This is a genomic window from Natronoarchaeum rubrum (genome assembly GCF_024494695.1).
This window is the reverse complement of sequence record NZ_JANHDP010000004.1, coordinates 511,588-525,003: the sequence shown is the minus strand read 5'-3', so window position 1 is coordinate 525,003 and position 13,416 is coordinate 511,588. Positions and strand designations below refer to the sequence as shown.

Genomic DNA, 13,416 nt, shown 5'->3' with positions numbered 1-13,416 from the left:
AATGAGTACGAACGATCCAACGAAACGAATTCCGTCCTCCATCGGTACAGACACGCAACTATTCGGAAAGTACACGCTGAGCGACCTCGCAGTTGGGCTCTTCCCCGGCGTCGTGGTGATCCTGTTCGCACAGGTGGTCTTGCCACCCGAGGCGAGCATTGCTGGCGTCTCCGTCCAGACATTGACGCTCCCGATCGCCGGCGTCGGGATCGGCGTCGGCGCGCTGTTCGTCTACCTCACGCCGACCTACACGACGAGCATGGACTGGATCGGGACGTTTCTCAGCTTCCAGCGAAGCGAGAAGCAACACGCCCACGAGGAAGCGAAAGGCTACACCCACCTCGAACGGGTCTATCCCGACGAGGGCGTCCTCGAACGAACTGATGGGGCGCTGTTCGGCCTGATTCAGGTCGACCCACCGTCGATGGCGCTCGCGACGAGTGAGCAGTGGCACGAACAGTCGCGAGCGTTTTCGGACTTCCTCGATACCGTGGTTGAGTTCCCGATTCAGATCTACTCGACGACTCGGGAGTTCCCGGTCGAGGAGTATCTCGCCCACTACGAGGAACGCCGCTCTGATTCTGACGTCCAGGCGAATCCACAACTCGAAGCGCTGATTGAGGAGTACGTCGAGTGGTATCGGACTGACCTCCAGGAGCGTCGCATGACGATCCGCGATCACTACATCATCGTCTCCGTCGCACCCGAGGAAGTCCAGTTCGAACGTGAGAGTCTCACCCAGAAGGTCGCACGCATTCCTGTGGTTGGGCTTCTCGTCAGAGCGTGGTTTGCGCCCCGAACCGAGGAACGTCACGAGGCGATGCTCGCCGCGCTGTCGGGACGACTCCAGCGCGTTGAGTCGGGCATTCGCGAGATGGACGGCTGTGGTGCCCACCAAGTCGACGCCGATGATGCGACGCAGCTTCTCGGCGAATTCTGGTCCGGTGAGTCGATCGAATACGATGATCTACACGCGGCACTTCGGACGCGCCCCATCGTCGGAGGTGCCGGCGAATGATCGGATCGCTGCTCTCAGCGATCCGGCAGAATGGATCGGAGGACGACTCGGCCGGTGTAGGTGACGGCGGCGGCGAAGACGACGGTGCTGCCGAGGAACACCAGGAGGAGTCGGACGAGAATGCGGCAGGTTCTCCGTCAAATGTTGATGCCACGGTCGAGTACGACCCAGGACAGCGTCCGCTCGCTGATGTTGCTTCGACCCACCAGTCGATCGTCTCGCCGTCGAGCATCGAAGAACGCGCGAACGCCGTCAGGACGGGTGAGTACTGGACGAAGACGCTCTGATCACCGAGTTCCCGGACGCTCCTACTGATGGCCTCTACGAGACGCTGTACTCTTCGCCCGAAACCAGAACGACGGATATCTCGATCCATCTCGACCCGCGGGAGACGCACGCGACGCTCGATTCCCTGGAGAACCAGATCGAGGACCTCGAAGCGGACTACGACTACCTGAGCGAGAAACGTCGGGCGGGCGCCCGCGGCGTCAGGAAAGACCTCGACGATTATCGCGAGCTCTACGACGTCCTTCGGAACACCTCGACGCGGGCGTTCGACGCCTCGATGTATCTCACGGTACGTGGGGACTCTTCGGACGAAGTCGATACGCGCTCGGTCGAACAGCTCGCGCGGAGTTCGCCGGCGAACCTCACGCCCGTGACGCCGCGGTGGTCCCAACTCGACACGCTCGTCTCCGCGAGTCCGGTCGGATTCGACCAACTGCATCACTCGGTGGACACCAAGACGCCGATGCTGAGCGGCGCGGTCGGCGCGATGTTCCCCTTCGTTGCGGGGACGTTCGCCGAACCGGGCATCGAGTACGGCACCTACGCACTCAACGAGAGTCCGTTGATCCTCGACCGGTTCAATCGCGAAACCGGCTACTGTACGATGGTCATCGGGAAACTCGGTGCCGGAAAGTCGTTCTCGACGAAACTCCAGCTCGTCAGGCGAGCGATGTACGACCCGGACACCGTGATCGTGATGCTCGATCCCCTGGCCGGGTTCGCAGGCGTCAACGACGCGCTGGGCGGCGAGCGCGTGACGGTTGGCGGGACGCGTGGATTCAATCCGCTCGATATTCAGGCGACGCCCGATCACGTCCTGCAGTCGGTGTCCGACCTCGATCCGTGGGCCGAACAGATCTCGTGGGTGCTCACGTTCTTCGAGACGTTCTTCACCCACGTCGCGACCAACCCGCTTGACGAGCGAAAGCAGACCCTGCGCCGGGCGGTCCAGGTCGCCTACGAGCGCCGTGGGATCACACGCGACCCGGAAACCCACGGGAACGACTCGCCGACGATCAGAGGTGTCATCGACGTCCTCGAAGCGTTCCTCAAGGATCCCGCGGAGTTCGGGTATGCGACTGATGCCGAACGCGAGAGCGTCAAGCACGACGCCAAGTCGCTGTTGAAGGATCTACGACCATCCTTTTCAGAGAACGGTGATCTCTCGAACCTCGCTCAGGAGACCTCGTTCGATCTCGGCTCGCCGGTGATCTACCTCGACCTTCACCAAGACGAGGGAACGCGCGGTCGCTCGGAGACGAGTCTGATGATGCAGGTGCTGTTCAACGCCGTCTACGAGCGCGCGAAGGGCACCGAGAAGAACGTGATCTTCGTCATCGACGAGGCGCACTATCTGATGGCCGATGCCACGTCGCTTTCCTTCTTGGAGACCGCCGTTCGGCATTCACGCCACTACGACCTCTCCTTGCACTTCATCACGCAGACCGGTGGCGAGTTCTCCTTGACGCCGGAAGCGCGGACGATCGCGAGTCTCTGTTCGATGACGCTGTTGCATCGCGTCGACGAGGAAGCCGAGAAGTTAGCCGAATGGTTCGGACTGAGCGAGCGCGAAGTGAACTGGGTTCGGACGGCTAAAGCGGGCAACGATGAGGACGGCTACTCCGAGGCGCTACTGGGCATGGATGAAGAAGGCTGGTTTCCGCTCAGGATTCGTGCGAGCGGGTATGAGACGGACGTGATAGGCGGGATATAGCTGTACGCGTTCACTAACCGAGGAACTAATACTAAACCCTCCGCCACGAATCTCTGATTCCGACGAAGCACCGTACGTGTATTTCGTGATCGAATTTGTGAGAAATTGATATTTTTCTAGTATAAGTGTGACAAGAGGACCGGGCTATTGATGCCTATCTTGACGGCGACGATATCCCCAAGAGCCTCGTGTGGTGGCATGGCTGGAAAATACTGAATTTAGAGACAAGTGGGCCGAGGAGATGATCAGCGGCTTCAACCGATAATTCGGGAGCACACAGCATTCTGCTGTACGTGAATGACCGGGAAATAAACGTTGACGATTTGGATGAACGCTTGTCGAAGTTTCTGAGTGCACTGTCAAAGAGCGTCACGAAGGGCGGTTTACTCGGGTATACCGGAACCTAAGGGCAATGATGTCCATCTGTCCAACCTCTCGTGGCACCTGAAGATACACGGTGTGGATCCGGCCATTAGATGAGATAGAACCTGTAGTAAATAAACAAATGGACTAGTATACTATATTATATCACGGCATTTACTAATTCTGCAGGTATGAAGTCACTATGGATTTCAATATTGAATCCAATATTTTCAGCGATAATGAGTAAGGCAGTAGCCTCAGATGCCATAATCAGATCGATCACATTGTCCTCATGACGTTGTTGATCATGATATTTTAACGCAAATTCAACTCCTTGCTTAACCAACTGGTCTTCTTTAGAAACTGACCCAGATGTAAACTTGATAATAGATTTCCCATACATCTTATCGAGGCCCGTTTTTTCCTGATTAATGTTGTTAAGTTCGTTGATATCTTTCTCCGCAACTTGATCAAGAACTACACCCGCCAAACACTGACTCAGGAAATATTTATCACGCTCGAAGAGAATGTCGTCTTGGGCTTTATCGCTTCCTCTTTCAGGATTGAGTTTATTAATTGACTTCGAATTTTCGGAGGCCATTTCCATTTCTCCCGCAAGTGATGCCGCGTACAAAGCTTCGACAAACGTCATTGGTACACGTTGGAAAGACGTTGCATATGGTGGTTCTTCCAACGCTGTTTCTGCGGCTTGTCGATACATCTCTGCAGCCTGCATGAACTGCTTCCGTGCAGCGTGAATATCGCCTTTGTATACGCGAGAGATTGCAACATTCTCATATTTCATCCCAACACTTCGATAGGACGATGGGATTTTGTGGGTGACTACATCGCCTTTTTCAAGACGTTGAAGCCGTTCTTCGATTTGATTCCTTGCCGAACTCTCAATCCCATCAAGCTGCTCGCGTTGACTATCAGTCAGTTCAGTCATTGGTTTGCCTCTGTTGCCTGTAATTCAACGATCGTAACCTGATCAACACCAACAACTCTGTCAATACTGATGTCGGTCCTGTCTCCCAAGGGTTCTGTCAGAGTTCTATGTCCTGCCCCATTAACATCCCTTACAAGAACAACCTCTTTTCTGACATTTCCTCTGTCAAGCGCTTGTTCAAGGTCACTCACGAACCCATCATCTAACTTACCATTACTATTTAGCTCATTCAAGCTATTTTCAATCCAGTCATCCGATAGCTGCGGTGAACCATCATATGCATCGGTATTCAATAATCCGATCCCCACGGCATCTGTACTCGTTGTAGTTTTTGCTTCAATGACTACCCACTCATCATTTTCTTCATCATATGCAATAATGTCAGGCCCAATCTCCGAGGCGTCGCCTTTCTCAAAGCCACCTTCTGGCCATTTAAGCTCATGGCCTCGTTCCCGAACGAATTCAACGGAGACATTTTCGCCAATACTTCCATCTGTAATGTCTGTTGGGTCATCCGCATATGTCTGAACTACTGAGTTAGGATCTATTGCACACTTAAGACGGGTTTCAACAGGGTCTTTTGTCTTCTCGAACGTGCCCTCGAACTCCTTGTACTCAGAACCAGCGGATGCGAATGACCGATCAGATACAGAATCAACAGACATGTCTATATCATCTGCATTTAGAGCGCACTGACGGTCTGGATCTTCGTCATCATCTTGAATCTCGATATGCCACTGGTATACTGCTGAAGGTCCGTACTGGATCGTAACTCTGACTGCTTTAGAGATTTGATACGTGTAGGAGTCGAACAACCCTTTGAAATCTCTGAGGTGGGGGTTGCCATCTTGGATTTCCTCTTTGACTTCTTCACGGTCGATTTTCTCGGTTTTCTCACTTTCCTCAGTCCGTTCCTCAACCTCTTCTGCAATTTCCTCTTCTTCCTCGGTAATTGTCTGACTGACTTCCGTGCCGAAGATAATCGTTTCCTCGTGGATCCAGAGAGCAGTTTCCTCATTCAAAAGGACATCGTACTCACCAAATCCGGGATGGCGCTCACCGTCTTCGATGACTTCACCGACATCTTCTTGATCGTTGATTCCGGGTAGATCTTTGATCTGTTCCCAGCCATGGCGGCGATTACGATCGAGAACTTCCTCGTCGTACTCTGCGCCACTGGGTAGCGTGATTTCTACACCATCCCGTTCCCAACTGTTGATCTCACCGGTGGCTGGAACAGGCTGATGGATCCGCCGCTCAAGTCGCTCCCCCTCAGCTGATCCAGCCATAGTTTCCGAATAGACAAGATATCCCCCGCTTGCAGCGGCCGTTCCACCGAGTACATACGGGTTCGCTCGTAGGGGGAGTGTATACCTACTCGCAGCCCGCGCAGGGGCACTTGCCACGAGGCTACCGGTCAGTACCTGTACATCTGCTTGATCTTCAGTAACGTCATGGTTGATCCGAACTTGATTCCCATCCTCATCAGTGACTCTGATTATGACCCGATCTGGGTTCGATCCCAGCTTACCGAAGCTCGTTGTACCATAGAATACTCCATCTTCATCTGCTTCCTTGATGTCCAACGTTCGGTTATACCAACCTGTTCTCCCAGGGAAGCGTGAATCAACATACTGATCGACCTTAATGGACTCAATCTGGTCTGCTGAGCCAGTGGGTTCTGCTTTAACTGTAAAGCTATCAGTTATAGTGATTGCTGTCGTTGGATATTTGGTCAGATCGTTAATATCCCAGGAGGCATACCTAACGACCGGTGGACGGGTTTCCTCAGTCGGTGATGGGTCGGCCAGGTCAATCAGGCCATCACCGGATGTGTCTGGACTCATTGGGTTCGTCCCTAACTGGACCTCCTCATGGTCAGACAATCCATCCCCATCGCTATCCCACCGAAGTGGGTAGGCATCCATATCGTCGATTTCCGCTTCCAACTTCAGTTCACCATCTTCCTCGAATACCCGATGGTTATACTCAATCGACTCATTGTCTAGCAGTCCATCACCACTGCTATCCGTCATAATCGGATCAATCTCAACTGAAGCCTGTTCGTATACGGCGGGCCCAGTGGAGATTGGCGGACTTGCCTCTGCAACAGCATCGGGGATTCCGTCATCATTGGTGTCGCGAAGTTGCGTGCTAGTCTGTTCCTCCGCGACTCGCTGGAAGACATCTGGAAGGTCCCCGGAAGACACTGCGTGATAATAATCTCCTCCAGTTCGATCTGCAATTGCTTGAAGCTCGTTCTCGTCAACTGAATTCCCTAGACCGACAGTACTGATCTCAATACCCTTATTAGAAGCTTCCTTTGCGATACCAACTGGATCAGGACCAAGGTTAGTTTTTCCATCTGACAGAAGAATGATGACTGGCTTCCGGTCGCTCTCTCCATTGGTTTCGATCTCTGTTAGAGCCTCTTTCAGTCCGGCCCCTGTGTTGGTACTCCCACCGGCCGACAATGAATTGGCACTCTCGTTGAGTTGGTCGTGGTTCGTGGTAAGCCCGTGGTGTAGGGTGGATCCATACGAGTATCCTACAAGTCCAACTCGATCGTCCTCTAGAAGACCACCCACAAAGCGTTTGCTGGCTACGCGTGCGCTGTAGATTCGCGATCCGCCCATTGACCCGCTCTCGTCGACGACGAGCATCAGATCTAGCGACTTTGCTGTTCCACTGCCTTTGGAACCATCACTTTCATTAACAAGATGGCGATCTTCCAGCGTAATTGTTGACGTAGTATATCCGTTCCACTCATCAATGCGGAACACGGAGAAATAGGAGAACGAGCTTACGTTCGCAGTTGCGGTTCGATTCTCGGAATCAATTGTCGTGTTGATCTTGGTCCATCCAGAAGAATCGTCAGGATCCCATTTGTATACCGAGAGTTTCTCCGATGGATCAACATCTTCTGCGAGGGGGATAGTAACTCTCGCTTCGTCAACATCCGTCCGGTTTTGAATACGGACCATTGGACCCGCCTTGAAGTTCGGCTCAGCACGAGGTGTTTCATTTGTCACCTGGATATCGGTCTCACGAAGGCCTTCTCCACCGACATCCACCGAGACGCCAGTTTCCTCATTGCGAACGCCTACCTCGTTGTATTCATCATCTGCAGGTGGCTCGGAGATGATGTCGTTCTGGCTGACGACGACCTCAAGTTGGGATTCAGCACGTCGTTCAAGATCACCTTCTGTCGTTGCTTCGACTGTTACAGTCGCGTTTGTTGGCTCAGAACCGAGGGGAATGACCACCAGCCCTGACGAAACGGTCACATCAGTTGTTTCTGTTCTAAGGCTTACCGGACTAGCGTTGAGACTCGTGCCATCTTCTGCCGTTGCTGTCACCGTCGCGTTCCCATATCGGTAGGTCCGAGCATCCGAAAGATTGGCACGAACGAATGCGAAAATTTCGCCATCCTTCTCGAACGCCCCCTTCTGGGAGAGGGAGAGCCTTGGCTCAGTTGCGTCTTCAACAGCATTGAAGACCTTGTTTGCTTGGTGGACAGCAGTCCGATGATGGTTGATGGCGTTCTGGTGCGATTGAATTGAAGACTTCAAACTGCCACCAGACCGACCCCGTTGGAGTGCACCTTTTTCAACCGCATCGTTAGCTCGTTTGAGGGCCCGAATAGCGTTAGCGAGATGGCGTTCGGCCTGCCGCCGTTGCCCAGGGTTGTCGAACTCATCCTCATGTTTTTCAAACGCGTCTGCTGCGTTCTGGACTGTTAGCCGGGCACTGAGATTGCTGGTATCATAGATGAGTTCACTTGTGTTCTGAACGACATCCTCCTCGTCAACTTCGTGTTCAACGCTGAGTGTTTTTAGCCCTTCCTGAGCCCTCTTTTTATGCTCAAAAGCAGCGCGGGAATCAACGTAAATTTGATCGTGATATACTGCTGCTGAGTCATTCAGGTTGGTGATGATATCATCGATTGTTTTCTTAGCACCATCCGAAGTATCCAATTCCTTTAGATTATCAGTAGCACGCTGATGAGCATCGACCGAGGAGGTTACATTATGATCGTACTTTGGCAAGACGATGTCGGTATCAAGATCTTGCTTGGGAGGGCCATTGGCCTTGTCAGATGGCCCCTTGCCGTTATTCCCCGACTTACCCTTATCCTGCCCTGGCGGACCGTTGCCTTTACTGGGTGGCCCATTGCCAGGATTTCCCGGCTTACCCTTATCCTGTCTTGGAGGGCTATCGCTAATCCCAAAAAGGTGATTTTCGCCGTCCGGAGTGGTTGTACTGTCGACGGAAGTTCCGTTTGGTGAATCTCCAAGAACTGGCATCGTAATCAGCGATACGACCATTAGGATCGCAAATAAAACTGCGATAAATCTTTCTATTATGTCTCTTGACGGATTTATTTTATCTATCAAATTCATGCTTATTGCCTCCACAGAGCGGTTTTCTATTTTTAGAACATAATATTTTCCATTTTGGATGGAGAAATGAACAGTTCGTTGAATCAGTTCCCCCGAATATGCTGTGAATAGCAATGACAGCGAACTGCTTGACAGCATAACTGGAGCAAGCGCCACAACGAACCAAACGACAAACCGGACAGCAGCCATAGCTATCATCGCCGATGACTTCAATATCCGAACCGACAGTGGTCCTACGCTGATCTGGATCGACACGATCAGCGGCCAGCGCTCCGAAGTGACGGTGTGTCCGGGCGCGAAAGAGAGCTAACGATGTATGGTTCTCCAGACTGGTTTTCCGCAGTGCTGCTTCTCGTGATCGCAGGTCACGATGATCTACGACCGCGTGTCTACAGATGAACTGGAAGACCACACCGTTGTAGTCGCCCGCGTTCGACGGGCCGTCAGCTGGCGTGAGAGGAACGTTCGCGCCCGATCGCGGACGAACGCGTTTCGATCGTCAACCAATCCGTCGACGTTCGACTCCCAGATCCGATCTTTGCACTCCTCGATGAGGTTCTCATCGCCGGGCAGCAAGTCGGGTTCCTGAACGGCATACTTTGTCGTGAACGTGTCGCGACCGAGCAGGTTTTCACGGTATATTACGACCGGGATCTCGAACTCCTGGAAAGAAACAGTGTATGTCGTCAACCGCTCACTGACGAACCGATCGAGATACGAGGGGTCCGTCTCGAATTTCGTCTTTGCCGGTGCGTAATCCTCAGTGTGGACGGTCAGCCTGTCTTCGGCGACATCGGCGACTTCTATCCGATCGTCTAGCGCCAGTGGCGTCAAATCGCGAAGGCAGCGTAATTCCCGAAGTGCATGGTAGGTTATCCGTCGCCGAGCTGCCGAGGAACACTGGAGTAGTCTGTCCAGAACCTGTTGGTACTTTGGATCGAAACCGGCTGCCATGCGCTCGACAGTCCCTTCTCGAGTCAGGGGTCGCGTCAGGTTCGCATCACTGAAGTGGCATTTGATATCTGCCAGTGCTGTTGCATCGGATGACGATAGCATCGGCTCGCGAACCTCGTATTCGAACGCCTTGTCGCAGTCACGGATTGTTGCGACTACGCCGGGGTGTAACTCATACTGTTCACAGATATCTGGTGCGTACCAAGCCTCTGGGTCGTCGGGCGGCAATGGTGGCGGAACGATCCCCGAGTCCCGGTCGTACGTCTCTTGCGGGCCCGTCGGTATCTCTAGTGACGGTCCGTCGGTCATGGGGGAAATAGATCCTGCATTCCTACTTAAATTTGTCTATAGTTATATGGAATATACATCCTATAGACAATCTCATAGCTCTGCTGATGTTTTCTCCTTGGAGGACGGTGAGTCATCAATTACTCATTAGAGGTGTCTACCTAGCGCCGTATTTTCTCCCAGAAATCTCTGATGCTCGTGATCGCGTGCTGAATCAGGTGACGTTCATCTCTCGATAGAAGGCCCAGGTTGCGATGGCAGTGAGGATGCCGAGGTAGAGGAGCGTCCATCCGATCGACGCAATCTCTACTGTTCCAGTGAAGCCAGCTTCCATTGCGACACGGAGCGGGTAGTGGCCGGGGAGGAACTGGGCGGCGGCTGGCGGGTCGGTTGCGAGGGGATTCTGGAAGATGAAGAGGTCGATCATCGAACCGAAGAGGATGAGGTACACGCCAGTGATGCGCGCTAGGAGGACGCCTGCGAGCACGCCGACCATTCCGTAAACGAGTGCTGTGAGACCGGCACCCACGACGAACCAGCCGAGGTGTTCCGGTTCGAACGCGGTGAGCATCACGCCGACGGAGACGCCTGTCGCAACGGCCGCAACGCCGAGCAGGAGCCCGAGTCGAGCGAGGACGACCTGGTGGGCGCGGTAGCCGGCGACAACGAGCCGCGAGTCCGCGAGCGCTGAGCTGTGCATCAGGAATAGCCCAGTGATGCCTGACAGTAACGCCGCTGTCATCGGCGTGGTGAACGCCGGGAATGCCTCGGCAAGCGGCGTCCGTACGATCTCGTCTCCAAGGTGGACAACGGCGGTTCCCTCGGGCGCGACGAGCGTGAAGAGGTAAATGACGTAGGCGGGCGCGAACACGAGAAGTGCGAGGAGTAACGGCGTCCGACGGAGTTCCGTTGCTCCACTTCGGAGGGCGGCACCGACGCGGGTCATGCTGAGCCTCCGTTCGATGTGAGCCAGCCGTTCCCAGCCGCACGCCCGTAGGCAACGAACGCGATGACGAGTAATCCGAGCACCCAGCCGAGCGTGGGAAGGAGGTGTCCCGATGCAACGTCGCCGTCGAGTACTGCGGTGACGAAGAGTTCGTGAGGATGATACAGTGGAACGAAGGTGTCGATTACCGCCTGAAAGCCCTCGAAACGCTCGACACCCGCGACTCGCTGTCGCCCGAAAGACCACTGGTCTTTCGGGATGACGAAAGAGCGCAAAGCGCTCTTTCGAACCATGCGCTTCGGCCGCACCGCGGCCTGCAGTGCTTTCGTCGTCGGGGGTTGTCGAGTGCCCCTCGCCCTTTCGATCCACCAGGGGTCGGTATGTGGTGGTGGCTGCTATTGGAACGAAGTACAGTGTGTGGCGAGCCCAGATTTTCTATCGCCTCGACGGGCGGAGGCGATAACCAGTGTCCAACGATAGCGATCACTCGACTGTATCGTCCGAGCTGACTCCGAAACAACGACTCGAACCACCTAATGTGGACCTCCTCAACGCCGGGATCGTCTCGATCTCCGACACCGAGACCACAGGCCTGTGTCGCGTACGAGAACGCTCATCAACGACGCACTCCGGTGTTACGACAACTTGCTGTTCAGGCCGCACGGATTCGGTCAGAGAGATTCTCGTGACGAAGACTCAAGATTGAACTCCTCACCAGTCGACGTCCAGTTAGGCACGTACACGGTATGCCGATTCCAGAGGCGTTCTTGACGCGTTGGGAATTGGCTTGCCGGCGTAGATGAGGGAACAAGTTCGATCGTGCTTGTGATGGTTGTTCTCCACTCGATCGGTTCTCCATCAGTAGTCCAGAGGACAACAGGTTCCCCATCGATCGTCGGGCACTCTCCTATACTCTCGAATGTGACCTCGATCGACGCCGGGAGCTCAATAGGGTCACACGCAATCCACCACGCACACCCCCTGTACCCGTTTCGTCGGTATACTTCATCGAGAAGTGGTTTGTGATCGTCTGGGAGTGTGATCCTCCACGAGATGAGGTCGACTAGTTCTCTTGCTACACAGAGCTGATTGTATCCCTGATCACTTTCTACGGGACTGAGCCGATCAGCTGTGCCTGGCACAAGGGCATTCCAGAAGAACAGCGTCGTCGCCTGTGGGATTTCGACGCTGTGCGTTTTGCCGTCGAGCGGAAGTTTGAGTTCGACAGAGGGATGATCCATAGTGGTCGTCAGTACCCACCCTTTGAGTTCGCCAATGTGTAAAACCATTTATTAGTCTACAGTCGGTTTTCTCGTTCGTGTTCCCAGAGTCCGGGTCAGGATCCATCCAGGTCGGGCCGACCTATCCCCAGCGGCGCCACCCCATACCGCTTCATCTCCGCCCGCTTGATGAAGCGAATACCAAATATCAGCTTGCGAATGCACTCGATTCGGCTGGTGAATGTTATTGCGAAGTCTCGCTTGACGGGCGAGACCAGATCGATCTTGTTTGGGTCGACACGAGCAGTGATGACCAGCGGGTCGTCGGTATCGAAATCAAGACCGCATCCCAGTTCAAGCAGGCAACTCACAAACTCGAGTCACAGATCGATAGATATCGAAACAAGACTGTTCAGAATCTCACCAGCGCAACTGCGGTCATTGGTGACGTCATTACGTCGGCAGATGAGACGTACGTCTTCGATGAAGTCTGGGTGCTCGCCGTAGGCGACCGCGACCGATGGGAACTGCCGTGGCGTGATGATACGCCCGAAGACGGGTGGCTAAACTACGACCCATTCACCGGGCAGCTAGAATACTCAATCGATGCAACACAGCGTGAGGAGACGATTCAGTTCGATTTCGAGCAACGAGTCGGCGAGGCACAGCTGACAGCATCTCTCTGGGACCATTATCAATCCACTCACGACCTCGTCGCTGCTGAATCGTGGTTCTCGAAGCCTCGACACCGTCTCATCTCGGATAGCAGACTCAAGTACCATGCGGGGAAAGGGCAACAAGGAAAGCGGAAGCAGGCTGATCTCGTGGTTAGCGACTATTCTGAGTTCAACCCACTCAGATACGCCTCCACGATTCGAGGGATCGAGGTCAAGGCGTCATTTGACGGCCGTGTACGGTCGCAACTTGACGATCAACTCCCACTCTATTGTGACTCCAAACTCTTTTCGGAGGTCTATCTCGCCATTCCGGAGGGCTCACAGCAAGAGGCGATTGGATACCTAGAATCGAATCATCCACGGGTCGGACTGCTAACCGCAGATATGGATCGATCTAAGGTCACATTGCAACGCGATGCCGAGCGACTCGAATTGCAAAAGGTTCCCGTCGGTCGATGCGGAGGGTCAGATCCCGATTTTCAACTCTAATAATGGCTGATGGCTTTCCGGAACCAGCGCGTGATCCCCAAGCACCACCATTGTCTCGATTGATCTTATTCACCCCAGAACGCCAATTCATCATTTCGCTCATAGTG

General features: G+C 54.0%; 11 protein-coding genes. 5 read left to right on the top strand and 6 right to left on the bottom strand.

Features of this window, described 5'->3' with window-relative positions; translation table 11 throughout:
- Position 1: 1 nt before the first annotated feature.
- The 3 genes from NO931_RS13435 to NO931_RS13430 all read left to right on the top strand — a co-directional run bounded on the left by NO931_RS13435 (position 2) and on the right by NO931_RS13430 (position 3,020).
- Positions 2 to 1,018, top strand: a complete 1,017-nt coding sequence (locus NO931_RS13435; RefSeq protein ID WP_256392845.1) for a TraC-like domain-containing protein — start codon at positions 2 to 4, stop codon at positions 1,016 to 1,018.
- On the top strand, positions 1,015 to 1,305 hold the full coding sequence (locus tag NO931_RS20865) for a hypothetical protein (protein ID WP_375142060.1): 291 nt from the start codon (positions 1,015 to 1,017) through the stop codon (positions 1,303 to 1,305). Before NO931_RS13435 ends, NO931_RS20865 begins: the two co-directional genes overlap by 4 nt.
- A 278-nt stretch (positions 1,306 to 1,583) precedes the next feature.
- Complete coding sequence (locus NO931_RS13430; protein WP_375142059.1) at positions 1,584 to 3,020, top strand: VirB4 family type IV secretion system protein; 1,437 nt, start codon at positions 1,584 to 1,586, stop codon at positions 3,018 to 3,020.
- Between the two features lie 523 nt (positions 3,021 to 3,543).
- On the opposite strand, the gene NO931_RS13425 is transcribed toward NO931_RS13430, so the two are convergent.
- From NO931_RS13425 to NO931_RS13405, 5 genes are all read right to left on the bottom strand, one after another.
- Complete coding sequence (locus NO931_RS13425) at positions 3,544 to 4,332, bottom strand: hypothetical protein (RefSeq protein WP_256392844.1); 789 nt, start codon at positions 4,330 to 4,332, stop codon at positions 3,544 to 3,546.
- Complete coding sequence (locus NO931_RS20755) at positions 4,329 to 8,990, bottom strand: VWA domain-containing protein (RefSeq protein ID WP_256392843.1); 4,662 nt, start codon at positions 8,988 to 8,990, stop codon at positions 4,329 to 4,331. Before NO931_RS20755 ends, NO931_RS13425 begins: the two co-directional genes overlap by 4 nt.
- A gap of 120 nt (positions 8,991 to 9,110) precedes the next feature.
- Positions 9,111 to 9,998, bottom strand: a complete 888-nt coding sequence (locus tag NO931_RS13415; RefSeq protein WP_256392842.1) for a hypothetical protein — start codon at positions 9,996 to 9,998, stop codon at positions 9,111 to 9,113.
- Positions 9,999 to 10,191: 193 nt separating this feature from the next.
- Entirely contained in the window at positions 10,192 to 10,923 is a 732-nt protein-coding gene (locus tag NO931_RS13410; protein WP_256392841.1) for a hypothetical protein, read from the bottom strand.
- A complete protein-coding gene (locus NO931_RS13405) occupies positions 10,920 to 11,216 on the bottom strand; it encodes a hypothetical protein (RefSeq protein WP_256392840.1) in 297 nt (98 codons plus the stop codon). Before NO931_RS13405 ends, NO931_RS13410 begins: the two co-directional genes overlap by 4 nt.
- Before the next feature lie 243 nt (positions 11,217 to 11,459).
- Here NO931_RS13405 and NO931_RS20985 point away from each other — a divergent pair, with 243 nt between their 5' ends.
- Positions 11,460 to 11,612: a DUF8129 domain-containing protein gene (locus tag NO931_RS20985; RefSeq protein WP_510629985.1), complete on the top strand. Its 153-nt coding sequence runs from the start codon at positions 11,460 to 11,462 to the stop codon at positions 11,610 to 11,612.
- Here NO931_RS20985 and NO931_RS13395 read toward each other — a convergent pair.
- Positions 11,595 to 12,212 (bottom strand): hypothetical protein, encoded by a 618-nt coding sequence (locus NO931_RS13395; RefSeq protein ID WP_256392839.1) that lies wholly within the window; start codon positions 12,210 to 12,212, stop codon positions 11,595 to 11,597. The two genes, NO931_RS20985 and NO931_RS13395, sit on opposite strands and share 18 nt — an antisense overlap.
- Positions 12,213 to 12,241: 29 nt before the next feature.
- On the opposite strand from NO931_RS13395, the gene NO931_RS13390 reads away from it, so the two are divergent.
- The gene (locus NO931_RS13390; RefSeq protein ID WP_256392838.1) at positions 12,242 to 13,309 is read left to right on the top strand and encodes a hypothetical protein; all 1,068 of its coding nucleotides are present in this window, start codon (positions 12,242 to 12,244) and stop codon (positions 13,307 to 13,309) included.
- The last annotated feature ends 107 nt before the right edge of the window (positions 13,310 to 13,416 follow it).